This is a genomic window from Agrobacterium albertimagni AOL15, from assembly GCF_000300855.1.
Classification (GTDB): Bacteria; Pseudomonadota; Alphaproteobacteria; order Rhizobiales; family Rhizobiaceae; genus Allorhizobium; species Allorhizobium albertimagni.
In genome coordinates this window covers 153,585-170,488 of sequence record NZ_ALJF01000010.1, presented here as the reverse complement: position 1 = coordinate 170,488, position 16,904 = coordinate 153,585, and the positions used below count along the sequence as shown (strand labels likewise).

Sequence of the window (16,904 nt, the reverse complement as noted above, 5' to 3'; positions counted from 1 at the left end):
AAGTAGTCTCTACTTCAAGGCAATTGGGGGCACTCGTGGATCATTCGACGTCTGCAGCGGCGCGGCTGGTGCTGGAGCCCAAGGGGCCTGATTTCCCGTACTACTCCGACAAGCCTCCGACAATATCGGGGGCTGGCTGGCTTTCGGTGCTCCTCGCCGCCGTCGCCGGATTTGCGGCGCTGGCAACCCCGATGCCTTTCGAGGACACCATGGTCACGGGCTGGCTGCGGGCCGCTTTCCTCGTGGCTTTACCGCTGATCGCTCTCGCAATCGCCGCGCCTCGTCGCTGGCACGCGATCTTCCGGCGCGTCGGCATCCGCGAGGTGCTGTTGATGTTCGGCTTTGCGCTCCTCAACATCATCGTCTCGCTATCCGTCGGGGTACTGGTGCAGGCTTACGGCTCTGTCAACGCCAATGCGGCGATTGCAGATGCGGCCAACCTCGGCGGCGTGCAGCTAGCGAGCTTCTTTGCCAAAGTCGGGCTGCAGTTGCTCGGCGAGGAGCTGATCACGATCCTGCCGTTCCTCGCCATCCTTGCCTATCTGCACAACAAGATGGAGATGGGCCGCAACGCAGCGGTCCTGGCGGCGTGGCTGTTGTCGGCGGTCATTTTCGGGATGCTCCACTTGCCGACCTATGACTGGAACTTCGTGCAATGCTTCGTCGTGATCGGCTGCGCCCGGCTGGTGCTGACCTGGGCCTATGTCTGGACCAAGAATATCTGGGTCAGCACGGGCGCGCATATCATCAACGACTGGGCACTGATCGGTTCAACCGTCTTCCTGGCGCCGCTTGCAACGGCAGCCTGAAACGAGATCATGCTTCCTGGTGGCTGACTTCCGCGACGAGATGTCCGCCCCCGATGTCCACGAGATGCGCCCGCTTCGGGGCCTCTCCGACCTTCCACACCGGGCTTGGGATCTCCCCTGCCAGGCGCGGGACGGTTGATCTCTCGCGGCGCGGGTCCGGAACCGGGACGGCTTCGAGGAGACGCCTGGTATAGGGATGCTGCGGATTGCCGAAGAGTTGCGCGCGTGTTCCCATTTCCACGATCTGGCCGAGATACATGACCGCGACACGGTCGGAGATGTTCTCCACCACGGCCATATCGTGGCTGATGAAGAGATAGGTCACGCCGCTTTCCTTCTGCAGGTCACGCAGAAGATCAAGCACCCTGGCCTGGATCGACACGTCCAAAGCGGCAACGCTTTCATCACAGACGATCAGCTTCGGCTTCAGCGCCAGCGCGCGCGCGATGCAGATGCGCTGCCGCTGGCCGCCGGAAAACTGGTGCGGGTACCGGTTGTAGACGCTCGGCGACATCTCGACGCGCTCCAGCAGTTCGCGCACGCGCGCCTTCTGTTCGGCCGGCGTTCCAATCTTGTGGATGACCAGCGGTTCGCGGATGAGTTCGCCGACGGTCATGCGCGCATCCAGCGCTGCCATGGGGTCCTGGAAGACGATCTGCAGATCACGCCGGATCGCCTTGCGGCCGGCAGCACCGAGGTCTCCCATTGCCTGGCCGTTGATCTCGATGCGGCCTTCATGGGGCACCAGTCCGACCAGCGCCTTAGCCATGGTCGACTTGCCGCAGCCGGACTCGCCGACCAGAGACAGGGTTTCGCCACGGAATATCTCGAGCGAAACATGCTCGACCGCATGCACACGCGCCGCAACGCGCCCGAGAAGCCCTGTGCGGATCGGGAAATTCACTGAGACATCGTCATAGCGCACGAGCACATCGCGGGTCTCAGGAGCGGGACGCGCCGCCCCGCCGCCGATGCGCGGCACGGCTGCAAGCAAGTCGCGCGTATAAGGGTCCTTCGGCGCATCGAAGAGATCGACCGTGCTCGCGGCCTCGACCATCTTTCCCTTGCGCATGACGATGACGCGGTCTGCCATCTCGGCGACGACGCCCATGTCATGGGTGATCAGGATGACGGCGGTTCCGAGTTCCTTCTGCAGGTCGCGCAGCAGATCAAGAACCTCGCGCTGCACCGTCACATCGAGCGCCGTCGTCGGCTCGTCGGCGATCAGAACGGCCGGGCGCAGCGCAATTGCCATGGCAATCATGACGCGCTGGCGCATGCCGCCGGAGAGTTCATGCGGATATTGTTCGAGCCGCTTCTCGGGCTGGGAGAGACGCACCGCCTTGACCGCTTCGAGGGCTCGCGCTCTCGCCTGCGATACCGAAAGCGGTTCATGCGCGCGGATCGCTTCGACCAATTGGCGGCCGATGCTCATGACCGGATTGAGCGCAGTCATCGGCTCCTGGAAGATCATGGCGATGCGCGCGCCGCGCATCGCCTGCATCCGTTTCTCCGGCAGGGTGGTCAGTTCCGTCTCGCCGAAACGGATCGAACCGCCTGTCACCCGCACCGCAGGTTCTGGCAGGAGACCCATGCAGGCGAGCGAGGTGATCGACTTGCCCGAACCGCTCTCTCCCGCGATCGCAAGCGTCTCGCCTCGATGAAGATCAAAGCTCAGCCCATCGACCAGCGGCAGAAGCCCCTGGTCCGAGCGGGCAGAGACCTTGAGGTCGCGGACCGACAGGACGACGTCTCCTGTCGGCTCCACCACGGGAGAAAGCATGGATGCGGTCATTCGAAGACAGCCCTCGGGAAGTAGAAGCTCACCACGACATTCGGCATGTCGACGATTTCGGAAATCCGAAGATCGCCGCAGGTCGACACGAGCATATAGGCGTCGACCGGGTCCATCTTCTGCGTCGTCGCAAGAAGATCGACCATGCCGGAAACGGCATCCCGGGCCGCTGCCCAAAGGTCGGGACCGATGCCGGTCGTGACCTCATAGCCCTTGGCATCGAGGTGACGGGTGACAGGCCCCGGCGTCGTGAAACGTGGCATTTTCAGAGGCTGGTCCTTGATCAGGTCGAGTGTCAGAACGACATCGAAGGGGCTTTCGATGGCAGTGCCACACACCTCGCCATCGCCTTGGGCGGCGTGGGTATCGCCGACGGAAAACAGCGCACCTTCGACCTCGACCGGCAGATAGAGCGTCGTTCCAGCGGAAAGATCGCGGATGTCGAGATTGCCGCCGACGCGCCGCGGCGGAACGACCGTATGATGGCCCTTTTCGGCAAGTGCATTGCCGATGGTGCCCGCAAACGGCTTGAGTGGCACGCGCCCGTTCTTGCCGAACAGCGCGGGCTCCATGCTCGCCGCATCGAACTTCCAGATGTTGAGCGCTGGCACGGTGAACTGATCGGCCAGCAGCCCGAAGCCCGGGATATTCGCCGTCCAGCCGAAGCCTGCGCCGTCACGCAGCTGCGGCGTGAAGCTCTCGATCGTCACCTTCAACACATCGCCGGGCTTGGCACCATCGACGTAGATCGGCCCCGACACCGGGTTGATCTTGGCAAAATCGAGCGCCTGCACATCCTCGACGGTGGACTGGGGGCCAAGCTGGCCCCCAGAACTGTCGAGGCACTGGAACAGGATCGTCTCGCCCGGGGCAGCGATCAGCGCTGGAGCAAAGGAATTGTCCCAGCCGAAGTGATGCTGATGGGCGTGGATCGTGTGGTTGCAGTGCTTGCACATGGCTTCCATCACTCCTTGATGTAGACGTAGTCGTAGTTGACCGGGATCGACACCGGATCGACGAAAAGGGCGTCATCGCCACCCATGCGGGCAGACTTCATCGTGTAGCGCTGCTCGTTGAATACCGGCGCCCAGGGCGCGTCTTCCATCACCTTCATGTAGATATCGGACCACTTGGCGAGGCGTTCGTCGACCTTGGCAGGATCGACGATGGAATCGGCGTCTGCGGCCATCTTGTCGAGGTCGGCATTGCAGTATTTCGACCAGTTCCAGCCACCTTCGCCGGCACCGCCGCATCCGAGGATCGGTCCGTAGAAGTTTGCCGGATCCGGGAAGTCAGCAATCCAGGCCATGCCACCCGACCAGATCATCGGGGCATTGCCGGCGCCGCCAGCCTCGATGACGTTGGCCTGTGCCAGCGACTTGATCGACGCGTTGATGCCAACAGCCTTCAGGTCCTGCTGGATCGCCTGGGCAATACGCGGGTTCGGATCGGTGTTCATGACGAAAAGTTCGGTCTCGAAACCGTCCGCGTAACCGGCGTCGGCCAGAAGCTTCTTTGCGCCGTCCTGGTCGAACTTGTAGCCTTCATACCCTTCGGTATAGCCCGGCATGGACGGCGGAAGCGGCTGGGTTGCCGGAACGGCGCGACCGTTGATGACCTGGACGATGCGATCCTTGTTGATCGCCATGTTCACGGCACGGCGCACCTCGACCTTGTCGAACGGCGCCTTGGTGACGTTCATGGTGATGTAGCCGGTGTGCAGCTGGCCGCCTTCGACCACGAGGCTTTTCTGCGCCTCATCCTGCATCACTTCGACGAATTTCGCCGGCGGAATGCCGTCACCTGGAATGTCGACTTCACCATTCTGCGCACGTAGCAAGGCGACGACCGGCTCCTGACCGACTTCAACCGTGAAGCTGTCGAGATAGGGCACGCCGGAGATCCAATAATCGGCGTTCTTCTCGAACACGAGCCGCTGGCCGAGCGACCATTCGGTCAGCTTGAACGCACCGGTGCCGACCGGCTTCTTGCCGAAGTCTGCGCCGGCTTCTTCAACTGCCTCCTTGGGCACGACGAAGGAGAAATTGAGCGCCATCACGTGCAGGAAAGTTGCGTCCGGGCGCGAGAGCTTGAAGACGACGGTGCTCGCATCTGGCGCGGAAACACCCGAGACGGTCTCGGCCTTGCCCTCGGCGGCCGCGTCATAGCCGTCGATCATCGCGAAGAAACCCTGGCCCGGCGACTGCGTGGCCGGGTTGATCACGCGGTTGATCGAGTAGACGACGTCGTCAGCCACGAGTTCGCGGCCATTGTGGAACTTGACGCCGGGACGCAGCTTGAACGTATAGGTCAGGCCATCCTCGGAAATCTCATGGCTCTCGGCAAGACCCGGGCGCAGGTTGGTGGTGCCGGGCTCGTAGTCCATGAGGCCGTCGAAGACCGACTTGATCATCGACCAGTTCTGCCAGTCGTAACCGATCGCCGGATCGAGCGTCGCGACGTCGTCCTTGTAGGTCACCACCATATTGCCGCCGTGCTTCGGTTCCTGGGCCGTGGCCGGGGCAAAGGCCGGCAGGGCCATGAGGGTTGCGAGCGCAGTTGAAAGTATAAGCTTCTTCATTGGCCTTACTCCTGTGGGTTGACGGTTTCAGCGCAGCTTGATGCGCGGATCGATGAGCGGCGAAATCAGGTCGGCGATCAGATTGCCGATGACGATGCCGCAGGCTGAGACGAGCGTGACGCCCATGATGATCGGAATGTCGACGCGCTGGATTGCCTGCCAGGCGAGCTGACCGATGCCGGGCCAGCCAAAGACACTCTCGACGACGACGATGCCGGACATGAAGAGCCCGATGTCGATGCCGATCATGGCGATGATCGGCAGGATCGCGTTGGGCAGCGCATGGCCGAGAATGACCTTGCTGCGGCCGAGCCCCTTGGCGCGGGCGGTGCGGATGAAGTCGGCACGCAATACGTCGACCATGGAGGATCGCATGATGCGCGAGTACCAGCCGGATCCGAGAATACCGAGTGTCACCGCCGGCAAAACGAGATGGGCGAAAGTGCCGTAGCCGCCGATCGGAAACCAGCCGAGCTTGACCGCAAAGACGAAGAGCAACAACAGCGCAACGACGAACTGCGGCGCGGAGACCGTCAGGAAGCTGGTCAGCATCAGCCCGTTGTCGATCGCCTTGCCGCGATTGAGCGCCGCGACAATGCCGAGCGGCAAGCCGATCAGCAGCTCGCAACCAATCGCGGCGACGAGCAGGAGCAAGGTTGCCGGCAGACGCGAAAAGAGGAGTTCGGCAACTTCGGTCTTCTGCAGATAGGAGCGACCGAAATCACCCTGGACGAGGTTGAAGAGATAGTTGCCGTATTGAACGAGGAAGGGCTGATCCAGTCCGAGCTGCTGCCGGATGCTTTCGACGGTTGCCGCCGTTGCGGAACGACCGGCGATCTGGCGAACCGGGTCTGCCGGCAGCACGTAGAGCAGCACGAAGGTGATGAAGGATACGCCGAGCAGGATAAGCGCCGACTGAACGAGACGTCTGAGGATATAGGCAGCCATCAGTCACGCCCCTGCTGTGTCGGATCGAGAATGTCGCGCAAGGCATCGCCGACGAGGTTGAAGGCAAGCGCCAGCAGCAGGATCGCCGCCCCGGGGATGAAGACCAGCCAAGGTGCAGACTGGAAGTAGGTCTGGTTCTCGAAGATGATGTTGCCCCAGGACGGGATCGGCGGCTGAACGCCGATGCCGAGGAAGGACAAGGTCGCTTCCAAGAGGACCGTGGTCGAGATCCCGAGCGTGCCCCAGACGATCAATGTCGGGATCAGATGCGGCAGGATATGCTTGAATAGGAGGCGGCCATGGCCGGCGCCAAGCGTCTTTTCCGCAGCGATATAGTCGCGCTCTGCGAGGGACGAGGTCTGGGTGAAGATCACGCGTGCCGTCTGCACCCAGTTCACGAAGGCAATCACCATCGCAACGATCCAGAGGGATGGAGAGAAGATTGCGGCCAGGCAGATCGCCAGGAGCAGGGCCGGAAAGGCCATCATCAGATCGGTGAAGCGCATCAGCACGGCACCGATGATCCCGCGGAAGTAACCTGCGGTTACGCCCACCAGTGTGCCGATCAGCAAGGCGGCGCCGTTGGCAACCAGCCCGATCACGAGCGAGGTCTGCGCGCCGTAGAGGATGCGCGAGAACAGGTCTCGACCAAGAAGATCCGTGCCGAACCAGAACATCGCGTTCGGCGGCAAGGGGGCGCCTTCAATGGTAAGGCCGTCAAAGAACTGCTCGTAAGGATCGTAAGGCGCAAGCCACGGGGCAAAGATCGCGCCGCCGACGCAGACAAAGGTGATCAGGAGCCCCAGCAGTGCCAGCTTGCGTTCAGCCAGTTGCCGCAGCACGGATGGCCCGCTTTCCGGTATGACCAAGGGTTCAGGCGGGATCGATGCGTCTGCCATCGTCGGCACCCCTTTCATGCGAGTGGTTGGCGACCAGCCGCTCGGCGGCAATTTCGATCGTCACGCGCCATGCCATCGCGGTCTGGCGCAAGAGGTCATACGCCTCGGCTTCCGTCTTGCCCTTCATCACGAAGAGCATGACGGCGCGCACGATTGTCTGACGTGCCGAAAGGCGGCTCTGCAGATCGGCGATCAGGGCGTCAGAGGCATTGGCCCGATCGAAATTGCTGCGCGCGACGAGGAGGGCCGCATAGACGCCCTTGTCGCTCATCGGCTTCAGGAGCTGGGCGTGTGCGCCCATCTGCATCGCCCAGCGCAAGCGGCCCGGCGCTTCCGATCCGATCAGCGCAATCATCGGCATTGGTGACTGACCAGGCGCCCAGGGAAATTGTTCGTCGTGGCCCATGTCTGCATCGTAGAAGATGAAGTCAGCCTCGATCGTTTCGGCCGGCAGCTCCGGCCACGCCTTGTGGACCTCAAGGCCGATGACCCCGAGTTGGCGGACAAGCCCATTTACGGAGGGGTGAGGTCGGTGCAGAATCCATGCGGTTGCTCCACCCAGGTTTTCAGTCCTGATCCGCGTCATGACACCACCTTCAGGTGGGCGCCCGGATGCAAAGGCTGCGACCTTTGCGTGAGGTACGGATCGGCGCGCGTTACAGGCAATTGCCTGATCTCCTGGAACCGTCCATTTTCCAGACGCGCGATGATCGCCGGCTGGCGCGCATGCAGGTGCACCGGATCAAGCCGCGTGGAGCGGCCGGCTCTGAGTGCCGTGTGCAGCAGTTCCGCCAGGGGGAGCTCTTCTGCCTCGGGGCGACCATGAAGCAGCCGGGCCAGTTCGTGCACCGATTGGCGCGCCATCTCGTAAAACGATCCACCTTTCCCGCCGTCGGGCTCGAACCAGGGACCTGCCGAGACAAGCCCTTCTGCCGCCTCGCCTGCCGCCTCGATCTCGCATTCGGTGAAGTTGCACGACAGCACGGTCAAGCCATCGGCGAATTCGGCTTCCTGCTTCAACTGGGCCAGCCGCCCCAGAAAGGCGTAAGAGCTGTCGCCAACGAGCGAGTTCAGGATGAAGCTCGGCTTCAATGCCCTGATGTCGCTGATGATATGGTCGAGTTCCGTGTCCCCGATCGGCAGGTAGCGGTCCCCCAGAACCTGTCCGCCCGCGGCTGCGATCTTTTCGCGCGCGATTTGGGCCATTTCCCAGCCCCAGATGTAATTGGAGCCTACGAGATAAGCGCGTGTGCCGAGTGTCGGCAGCGCCCAGTCCAGAAGCGGCAGGAGATGCTGGTTCGGGCACGCATGCATATAGGCGACGCGCTCTGACGCCTCGAAGCCCTCATAGGGGACAGGGTACCATAAGACACCGTCGAACCGCTCGAGCTCGGGAATGACCTCCTTGCGGCTCGCAGACGTGATGCAGCCGAAGATATGGCGCACGCCGGAGCCACGCAGGATTTCGCGGCACAGCGGCGCATAGCGGTCTAGCCGCCCGTAGGGATCACGTTCCGTAACGCGGAAGGATAGATCGAGGCCCTGATCGGCATTCACCTCCGCGACGCCGCGCAACACGCCGTCGCGGCTAGCGCGCGACAAGGCGGCATACATGCCGCCGCGTGACAAGAGCACACCAATATCTACGATCCGCTTCATCAGATCCCCAATGCAAAAAGCCCCGCCGATGCACGTCGGTGACGCGATCGAAGCGGGGCTCAGGTGCCGAATATTTCTTTCAGCTTAGTGCCGGAAATCAGAGATTGGAAGCATAATTTCGAATTTGGGCCACGAAACTGCATGAATACGTTTCACAGACCCAACATCGCGCAACAAATGTGCATTTGCCGTTTTTTCACCCGCCGACGTCTGGAGTTCGCCGCTTGGTCACCTGCCCTCACGGGCCCGCGAAGCCCCGGCTGCGGCAGAGCCTGTGGGAGAAAAAACTTCCCGTTACCGTCTCGAATTGCAGGGGCCGGCGCATAAGTTGGGTGCTATGCCGCTCGCGTCCTGCGGGGGACGAGCGCTTATCGCGACAACCTCTCCGGGGAGCCCATGATCGAATTTCACATTCTCGAACCGCCAGGCATCGGTCTGGTTCCGACCTGGCAATGGCTGATGGCCACGTGGTTCGGCATGGGCCTGGTCGTTCCGCTCCGTGCGGGGCTTGCGGTCTTTGCGCTCTTGCCGCTGCTGGTCTTGGCGATCAAGTTGCCGAGGCTCGTCGTTCCGGTGTCTGGCGTGGTCATATTCGCCCTCGGCGTCCATGTGTCGTCAGCGATCGAACTGGCGACCGGTGTCAAGGATGACCGCCGCATCGTCATCGATGAAGTGGCGGCCTTTCTGATCGGGGCCTCAATGATCCGTCAGGCGGGCTGGCGGATGCTGGTCCCGTTTGCAGCGCTCTTCCTCTTCCTCGACCGGGTAAAACCGTGGCCGGTGGCCTATGTCGAGCAAATCCCATCCGGCTGGGGCGTCATGCTGGATGATCTGGTCCCGGCGGTCGCGGTCGGTCTTCTGTTTGCGGTTGCCCAGCATTTCTGGAACCGCCAATCGCGGTGAGGCCGACCACCAGCAGCTCGACCGATTTACCGAACGGGGCCGGTGCGCGTGGCGCATCCCCCCTTCACGGCGCGAGATAGATCGTCACTCGTTTTTCGGACGTCAGACCACTGTCTCCGTCTGCGAGATCCGCACCGATGACGTCGCTTGCCGCGACGCCCTCGCTTCGCATCGCCGTGTAGAACAAGGAGCTGCTCTCGACGGCTGCCTGCAGCTCCAAGACGTCGGATTGCCTCTTGGCAAGTTCCGGCTCAACAACCTTCATGCTGTCCGGCTTCAGCGCCACGAACTCGAAACGCGTGGCTCCGAAGACCATCTTGATTTCTTCAGCCGTCTCTCCGGCCCGCTGCACGGCCCGCAAAGCGTTCTCGGCGACACGCTCGCTATCCGTTTCACTGACCTCGATGTCGTATCCAAAGAGTTCGGCAGGGTCGTCCCCCGGGTATGGTGAGGATTGCGCCAGAGCTGGAGAGGCCGCAGCGCCGCAGGCGACCAGGGTCAGCACCGCGATGATCCGCTTGGATGTCATGATAGTTTCCTTCCGTTTCATAACCGCTTTCGTCATCCTGGTTTGATGTCTGGGGAATTGTCTCGGAAGGCAGATGGTTCCCTCGGCCAAGTCCGGACGGCGGTTCGGCACTGTCGCAATGCGTCGTCGGATTGGGACGCTTGCCGGAGGGAAAACATGTTCGGAATTCCGAATTCCGACAGGCAGCCATTCGGAAATCCGAACACGCCGAAAGGATGGCGCATCATAAGTTACTGATTTTCATATGATTTCAAACTGGCACACCTCTTGCTGTCTTAGAGTGGACAACAAGAGGAACTTGTACCGTGAACTTTGAGTGGACCATACTAATCGCACTGGCCGGGGCAATCATCGCCAAACCGGCCTCGTCGCTGCTCGGGCGATACACCGGCTGGGTGGTGAGCCTCATACCTCTGTTCATCTTCGCCTCGCTACTCATGCATGTCGCGCCGGTGGCAGACGGACAGGCCCTGATTGCCCAACTGGCGTGGGTGCCATCACTCGGTGTCGAACTCGCGTTCCGTCTGGACGGCTTTTCATTGCTGTTCGGCTTGCTGATCAGCGGCATCGGAACGCTGGTGGTAATCTATGCAGGGGCCTACTTTGCCGAAAAGCCGAGCGGCGAGATCGGGCGCTTCCTTAGCCTCATCATGCTGTTCATGACCGCGATGCTGGGAACCGTGCTCTCGGACAATCTCATCGTCATGTTCGTCTTCTGGGAGCTGACGAGCCTCGCCTCCTTCCTCCTGATCGGCTTCGACGGTCATAAGGAAGCCGCACGCAAGTCGGCGCTGCAGTCGCTGATCGTCACCGGTGGCGGCGGTCTCGCGCTGTTTGCCGGCATCCTTCTCATCGGCATGACGCTCGGCACCTTCTCCTTCACGGAAGTGCTGGCACGCTCGAACGAGCTGGTCGCCAGCAGCTGGGCTATCCCGATCGCGATCCTCATCATGATCGGCGCATTCACCAAGAGCGCGCAGTTCCCGTTCCACTTCTGGCTGCCCAATGCCATGGCCGCTCCGACGCCCGCCTCCGCCTATCTGCATTCGGCGACCATGGTGAAGCTCGGCGTCTTTCTGCTCGCCCGCTTCGACGGTGTGTTTGCCGGCATGCCGGGCTTCGGACACACGCTGGTGGTCTTCGGATCTCTGACGATGATCATTGCCGCCCTGCAGGCGCTTCGCGCTGAAGGTTTCAAGGCAGTTCTCGCCCAGTCCACCGTCGCCTCGCTCGGCATTCTCGTGATGCTGATCGGCCTTACGGGCGAAGTCGCCGCTGTGGCCACCGTCGGCTTTATCCTCAGCCATGCGCTCTACAAGGCGGCCCTGTTCTTCTGCGCCGGCACCGCCATCCATGCGACGGGCGAAACCCGTCTGCACAAGCTGGCCGGCCTCGCCCGCTTCCTGCCGGTTACCGCCGTCGCAGCAGTCCTCGCAAGCCTCTCGATGGCCGGCCTGCCGCCCTTTGTCGGCTTCATCTCGAAGGAATATCTGTTCGAAGCGCAGCTCGCCAATGACTGGAACATCCTGCCGATCGCAGCCGCGGTTCTCGTCAACGCCGTCATGGTCGGCGTGGCGGGTGTCGTGTCGATCCGTCCGTTCTACCTCAAGTCCGAGACCACACGTGAGATCCATCATGGCGAGACATCAGGCCTTCTGGCAGGACCGTTGCTGCTCGCAGCCGGCGGCATTCTGATCGGTCTCGTCCCCGCGCCAGCTGGACAGTGGATCATCGGTCCGGCCGCCTCGGCACTCCTCGGTCAGCCGGTCGACGTTTCGTTCAAGCTCTGGCACGGCCTGACGCCGATGCTGGTCCTGTCCATGCTCGTCGTCGCCATCGGCGCGGTCATCGTCATCCAGTGGACCCGGATCCACAACGCGCTCCGTCGTTACGACAAGCTGTATGCCTTCCTCGGCGATCGCTTCTACCACAAGACCCTCAACGGCGTTCTGGCGACGGCACGCCTGTCGACGAGGGTGCTCCAGAACGGCGATCAGCATCGCTACACCACACTCGTGGTCCTGGTGGTCACCCTGGGCCTTGCGATCGCCTTCCTGGCTGCACCATCGGCCGACTTCCTCGCCTCCGAGGGCAGCATCCGCATCTCGGTCGCACTCGTCCTGATGCTGACGGTGGTCGGCGCCTTGGCGACGATCATCGTCCGCTCGCTGATTGCAGGCCTTGTCTCCGTCGGCATCGTCGGCTTCGGCTCGGCCGTGATCTTCATGCTGAACGGCGCTCCGGACCTTGCTCTGACACAGATGGCGGTCGAAACGTTGATCGTGATCCTGATGACGGCGGTGCTCCTCAAGCTGCCATCGCGACGTCGTCATTCGCGCACGCTGTCCGAGCGGCGGCGTGACGGCGTGATCGCCGTAGGCTTTGCCGGGATGATGTTCATCGCGCTTGCCTCCATCGGCGTCACGCCCATCGACCTGCGCCTTTCCGACTTTTTCGGCGAGACCAGCTACCTCGAAGCTTACGGGCGCAACGTCGTGAACGTCATTCTCGTCGATTACCGCGCCATCGATACGCTCGGCGAGATCGTGGTCGTCGCCATTGCCACCATTGCCGCCTGGGGACTGCTGCGCGGCTCCCTCAAACCCGCCCGCAACAAGGAGTGACCGACCATGTCCGTCATCTTTTCCACCATGTCCCGCCTGTTCTTCGTGCTTCTGCTGGGCGCGGCTGTCTTCATGCTGTTTCGCGGCCATAACGAGCCGGGCGGCGGCTTCATCGGCGGGCTGTTCGCGGCTCTCGCCTTTGCCCTGCTTGCTCTCTCTGACAGCGTGGCAAAGGCCCGCAAGGCCCTGATCGTTCACCCGGTTGGCCTGATCGGGGCCGGCCTCGTGCTCGCCTTCGTCAGCGGCCTCCCCGGCCTCATCTCGGATCGATCGTTCCTGACGCATTGGTGGTTCGAGCTCGGCTCCACGCATCTCGGCACAGCAACCGCCTTCGATATCGGCGTCTTCATGGTCGTGATCGGCGGCGTGCTTTCCCTGGTTTTCCGTTTTTATGAAGGAGTAGAACAGTGAGCCTGATCTACGCGTTTGCCGTCGCCGCCCAGATGGGTGCCGGCATCTACCTCCTCCTGTCGCGCCATGTGATGCGCATCCTGTTCGGGGTCGTCCTGCTGTCCACCGCAGCGAATCTTCTGATCTTCGTCGCAGGCGGCCTGCAGTTCACAGCGCCCCCCGTCATCGAACAGGGATCACAGACGCTGGGCGAAGGGGCTGCAAACCCCCTGCCCCAGGCACTCATCCTGACCGCGATCGTCATTGGCTTTGCGCTCGTCTCTTTCGCCGCAGCCCTGGTGCTCAAGGCCTACTATACGCTCGGATCGGTCTTTACCGACGAGCATAACGATGCCGAAGACCTCGGCTCGCCCTTCGAAAAGGAGGCCATCCGCAATGGCTGACACACTTCTTCTGTGGCCCGTCGTCTTGCCGCTCATCGGGGCGGCACTGGCTGCCGCCTTTCATTCGCGGCCAGAGGTGCAGCGCATCATCGCGCTCACCGTCATGATCCTGACGCTCGGCGCCTCCCTTGTCCTCGCCAATGCGGTGATGGCAGGCGGCATCCTGACCAAGATATTCGGCAGCTGGATGCCCCCCTTCGGTGTCGTGTTCGTCGCCGACCGCTTCAGCGTCGCGATGGTGGTGATCTCCAGCCTTCTGGCACTTTGCGCGCTCATCTTCTCCGTTGCTGACCTTCGCCAGCGCCAGGTCCGTGCGGGCTTCTATCCGCTGTTCCTCGGCTTGATGATCGGCGTGAATGGCGCCTTTCTGACTGGCGACATCTTCAATCTCTATGTGTGGTTCGAAGTGATGCTGATCGCAACACTCGGCCTGATCACGCTGGATCGGACCCGCGCCCAGCTCGACGGGGCGATCAAATATGCCGTCCTCAACCTCTTTTCGACCATCCTCTTCCTGATGGCGATCGGGTTGCTCTACGGTGCGACCGGCACCTTGAACATGGCAGACCTGGCCATGGTGCTTCCGCAGACGGAGTCGTCAGCTGCGCTGACGCTGTCGGCGATGCTGTTCCTGCTCGCCTTCGGCATCAAGGCCGGATTCTTCCCGATGTTCTTCTGGCTTCCGGCCTCCTACCATACGGCATCGATCATCGTGTCGGCCGTGTTCGCAGGCCTCCTGACCAAGGTCGGTGTCTACGCACTCTTCCGCGTCTTCACGCTGCTGTTCGAAGTCGACAACGGGATCTTGAAGCCGCTGATCGCCTTGTTTGCCGCAGGCACCATGCTGTTCGGCGTTTTCGGGGCGGCCGTGCAATGGGATGTGCGCCGCATCCTGTCGTTCCACATCATCAGCCAGATCGGCTACATCATGCTGGGCCTTGCGATCGCCACGCCGCTCGCCATGGCAGGCGCTGTCTTCTACATCATCCACCACATCGTGGTGAAGGCGAACCTGTTCTTCATCGCAGGCGCCATCCACCGGGCGACCGGGTCCTTCGATCTGCGCAAATCCGGCGGACTGATGAAGTCCTCGCCGTGGCTGGCGGTGCTGTTCGCCATCCCTGCCCTGTCTCTCGCGGGCATTCCGCCGCTTTCCGGCTTCTGGGCGAAGCTGATGGTGGTCGACGCCTCCTTCCAGGGGGACGAGGCGTGGCTTGCGGGCATCGCGCTCTTCGTCAGCCTCTTGACGATCTTCTCGATGAGCAAGATCTGGATCGAGGCCTTCTGGAAAGAGCCCGTGCGCAAGACCCGGGTCCGCCGTGTGCCGGCTGCCATGATGGCGCCGATCGTGGTGCTTGGAGCCATCACGCTGGCCATCGGCATCAATCCGGAACCTCTGGTCGCGTTCTCCAACCTCGCCGCCGACAGCATCGGCAACCGTACCGAGCTGATCAGCGCCATCATTGACCAAAACACCACAGCAGGAGTGTCGCCATGACCATCGTCACGCGTATCGGCAGATCCATGACACTGGGACTGGTTTTCATCGGCGAACTCGTCCGTTCGTCCATTGCCGTCGCCCGTCAGGTGCTCGGCGACAGCTCGCAGCTCAAGCCCGCGATCCTCGCCGTGCCGCTTGATCTGCGCAGCAGAGCGGGCGTCACGACGCTCGCAAACTGCGTAAGCCTGACACCGGGCACGACCTCGCTGCATGTCAGCGAGGATCTGAGCACACTCTATGTTCACGTTCTGGATGCGCCACAGCCCGAGGCTGTGGTGGACAGCATCAAGAACACGTTCGAGACACGCATAAAGGAGATCGAGGGATGATTGCGCTTCTGGATGGGTTTCTATCAACATTCGCCGCCATCATGATCGCCGTCCTGATGGTACCGCTGCTGCTTGCCGCCGTTCGCATGGTGACCGGACCCGGCTATGCCGACCGCTTCATTGCGCTGGACATGCTGACCGGCATTGCAGTCGCGATCGCCGCCTTGACGATGATCGTCACCGGCCGACGCGAGTTCCTCGACGTCGCCTTTGGGATCGCCTTGATCGGTTTCCTGGCGACATGTTCGCTGTCGGCACTTCTCGAGAAGAAAAAGGAGGATTCGTGATGCTCGCGATCCTGTCCATTCTGTTCAAGCTTGCGGGCGTGGGGTTTCTCTGCATCGCCGCTCTCGGTGTGATCAAGCTTGCCGATCCGTTTCAGCGGATGCATGCCGCCACGAAAGCCGGAACGCTGGGTGCCGGCCTGGTGATCATCGGCAGCGTTATCGCCCACGGCGCGCTGGACGCGACGGTGATGGGTATCCTGACCGTCGTCTTCCTGCTGCTCACCGTGCCGGTCGCCGGCCATCTTCTCGGTCGCGCCGCCTATGTCTCAGGCGCGCAGCTGACGCTTTCGCATGATGACGCCCTAGACGGTGTTCTGACACGGGCCGACCAGTCGCTCGGCAAGCGAAGCGACTGGATTTCCGTGGCTCCGAAAGTGCAGACCGTCGACCACAGGGACAAGGCGCCCCAGCCGAAACCGGCGCCGCGCAACGACATGCCGGTGCTGCCGGCTCTCGAGGCTGTCCGGTTCGCCGTCATCGATGGACAGGTTGCTCACGTTGCGGAACGCGCTTGCGCGATTGCCCAGAGAAGCGGCGCCAGCCTTTCTGCACACACCATCATCGACACGCATGCGATCCATGCCGCAGCCGATCAGGCGCGACTGCGTCGGTTGATCCGGGAGCGGGCGAGCGACGCGATCAGCGATCTCAAATCCGCCACCGCAGGAACGGACGTGGCTTCGATCCTGCACTATGATGAAGGCGATCCGGAAGCCATTCTCCGCTGCGAGACGCAACCGGGCCAGACCCTCCTCGTTCTGCCCTGCCAGGGCTGGTTCCATCATCAGGTCGAAGCCCGGATGGACCGCACGACCTGGGATCCGGATGGTCTTTTGCGTCTGCCGAGCTGCCATGGCGGCCCGGTGCTCTTCGTCGGCAAGACACCATTGCCCGACACGGCACGCACGCTCGTGGTACGCGACTGCGGCGAAGATCACCTGGCCCCGCTCGTGGAATGGTCCCTTCTCAACAATCTCTGGGAGGTGACGGACATCGTCCATGTTGCGGAGAAGCAGATCAAGGATGGTGGTGTGCCCGAGGTCGCCGATCGTTTCGGCTGCGGCTACACGCGTCATGCAGCACCGGACAGCGTCTGCGGCATACCGCCCGGCATCGTCGGTCTGCGCGCCGTCGTCCTGGGGCGAACTCCAAGGCCGCTGCGGACGAACTGGTTTGGCGCGCCCTGGCTCAACCGCATCACACCGGACATGGCAGGTGAAGTCCTGATCATGGAAGGTTGAGGGCT

At 62.2% G+C, this 16,904-nt stretch carries 17 protein-coding genes; 9 read left to right on the top strand and 8 right to left on the bottom strand.

Going from position 1 to position 16,904, the window contains the following annotated elements; genetic code table 11:
* Nucleotides 1–35: 35 nt before the first annotated feature.
* A complete protein-coding gene (locus tag QWE_RS12575; protein ID WP_006726510.1) occupies nt 36–809 on the top strand; it encodes a CPBP family intramembrane glutamic endopeptidase in 774 nt (257 codons plus the stop codon).
* A 7-nt stretch (nt 810–816) separates the two neighbouring features.
* Here QWE_RS12575 and QWE_RS12570 read toward each other — a convergent pair whose 3' ends face one another.
* From QWE_RS12570 to QWE_RS12540, 7 genes are read right to left on the bottom strand one after another with little or no spacing between them, the layout of a single operon-like run.
* Nucleotides 817–2,604 (bottom strand): ABC transporter ATP-binding protein, encoded by a 1,788-nt coding sequence (locus QWE_RS12570; RefSeq protein ID WP_006726509.1) that lies wholly within the window; start codon nt 2,602–2,604, stop codon nt 817–819.
* A complete protein-coding gene (locus QWE_RS12565) occupies nt 2,601–3,560 on the bottom strand; it encodes an acetamidase/formamidase family protein (protein WP_006726508.1) in 960 nt (319 codons plus the stop codon). The genes QWE_RS12570 and QWE_RS12565 overlap by 4 nt, the downstream gene beginning before the upstream one ends.
* A gap of 8 nt (nt 3,561–3,568) precedes the next feature.
* Nucleotides 3,569–5,185: an ABC transporter substrate-binding protein gene (locus QWE_RS12560; RefSeq protein WP_006726507.1), complete on the bottom strand. Its 1,617-nt coding sequence runs from the start codon at nt 5,183–5,185 to the stop codon at nt 3,569–3,571.
* Between the two features lie 27 nt (nt 5,186–5,212).
* Complete coding sequence (locus QWE_RS12555) at nt 5,213–6,133, bottom strand: ABC transporter permease (RefSeq protein ID WP_006726506.1); 921 nt, start codon at nt 6,131–6,133, stop codon at nt 5,213–5,215.
* On the bottom strand, nt 6,133–7,032 hold the full coding sequence (locus tag QWE_RS12550; RefSeq protein ID WP_006726505.1) for an ABC transporter permease: 900 nt from the start codon (nt 7,030–7,032) through the stop codon (nt 6,133–6,135). Before QWE_RS12550 ends, QWE_RS12555 begins: the two co-directional genes overlap by 1 nt.
* The gene (locus QWE_RS12545; RefSeq protein ID WP_006726504.1) at nt 7,007–7,618 is read right to left on the bottom strand and encodes an ANTAR domain-containing response regulator; all 612 of its coding nucleotides are present in this window, start codon (nt 7,616–7,618) and stop codon (nt 7,007–7,009) included. Before QWE_RS12545 ends, QWE_RS12550 begins: the two co-directional genes overlap by 26 nt.
* Nucleotides 7,615–8,691, bottom strand: a complete 1,077-nt coding sequence (locus QWE_RS12540) for a transporter substrate-binding protein (RefSeq protein WP_006726503.1) — start codon at nt 8,689–8,691, stop codon at nt 7,615–7,617. Before QWE_RS12540 ends, QWE_RS12545 begins: the two co-directional genes overlap by 4 nt.
* Before the next feature lie 396 nt (nt 8,692–9,087).
* On the opposite strand from QWE_RS12540, the gene QWE_RS24430 reads away from it, so the two are divergent.
* Nucleotides 9,088–9,594, top strand: a complete 507-nt coding sequence (locus QWE_RS24430; protein WP_006726502.1) for a phosphatidylglycerophosphatase A family protein — start codon at nt 9,088–9,090, stop codon at nt 9,592–9,594.
* A 64-nt stretch (nt 9,595–9,658) separates the two neighbouring features.
* Here QWE_RS24430 and QWE_RS12530 read toward each other — a convergent pair whose 3' ends face one another.
* Nucleotides 9,659–10,123: a hypothetical protein gene (locus QWE_RS12530; protein ID WP_006726501.1), complete on the bottom strand. Its 465-nt coding sequence runs from the start codon at nt 10,121–10,123 to the stop codon at nt 9,659–9,661.
* 305 nt (nt 10,124–10,428) lie between these two features.
* On the opposite strand from QWE_RS12530, the gene mbhE reads away from it, so the two are divergent.
* Genes mbhE through QWE_RS12495 form a run of 7 tightly spaced genes read left to right on the top strand, consistent with a single transcriptional unit; the run spans nt 10,429 to nt 16,899 of the window.
* Nucleotides 10,429–12,747 (top strand): hydrogen gas-evolving membrane-bound hydrogenase subunit E, encoded by a 2,319-nt coding sequence (gene mbhE, locus QWE_RS12525; RefSeq protein WP_006726500.1) that lies wholly within the window; start codon nt 10,429–10,431, stop codon nt 12,745–12,747.
* A 6-nt stretch (nt 12,748–12,753) separates the two neighbouring features.
* Nucleotides 12,754–13,158 (top strand): Na(+)/H(+) antiporter subunit B, encoded by a 405-nt coding sequence (locus QWE_RS12520; RefSeq protein ID WP_006726499.1) that lies wholly within the window; start codon nt 12,754–12,756, stop codon nt 13,156–13,158.
* The gene (locus QWE_RS12515; RefSeq protein WP_006726498.1) at nt 13,155–13,541 is read left to right on the top strand and encodes an NADH-quinone oxidoreductase subunit K; all 387 of its coding nucleotides are present in this window, start codon (nt 13,155–13,157) and stop codon (nt 13,539–13,541) included. The genes QWE_RS12520 and QWE_RS12515 overlap by 4 nt, the downstream gene beginning before the upstream one ends.
* Nucleotides 13,534–15,039: a Na+/H+ antiporter subunit D gene (locus tag QWE_RS12510; protein WP_006726497.1), complete on the top strand. Its 1,506-nt coding sequence runs from the start codon at nt 13,534–13,536 to the stop codon at nt 15,037–15,039. The genes QWE_RS12515 and QWE_RS12510 overlap by 8 nt, the downstream gene beginning before the upstream one ends.
* Nucleotides 15,036–15,371, top strand: coding sequence for a Na+/H+ antiporter subunit E (locus QWE_RS12505; protein ID WP_006726496.1), 336 nt, complete (start codon nt 15,036–15,038; stop codon nt 15,369–15,371). Before QWE_RS12510 ends, QWE_RS12505 begins: the two co-directional genes overlap by 4 nt.
* A complete protein-coding gene (locus QWE_RS12500) occupies nt 15,368–15,658 on the top strand; it encodes an MrpF/PhaF family protein (protein WP_006726495.1) in 291 nt (96 codons plus the stop codon). The genes QWE_RS12505 and QWE_RS12500 overlap by 4 nt, the downstream gene beginning before the upstream one ends.
* Entirely contained in the window at nt 15,658–16,899 is a 1,242-nt protein-coding gene (locus tag QWE_RS12495; RefSeq protein WP_006726494.1) for a monovalent cation/H(+) antiporter subunit G, read from the top strand. The genes QWE_RS12500 and QWE_RS12495 overlap by 1 nt, the downstream gene beginning before the upstream one ends.
* Nucleotides 16,900–16,904: the final 5 nt, after the last annotated feature.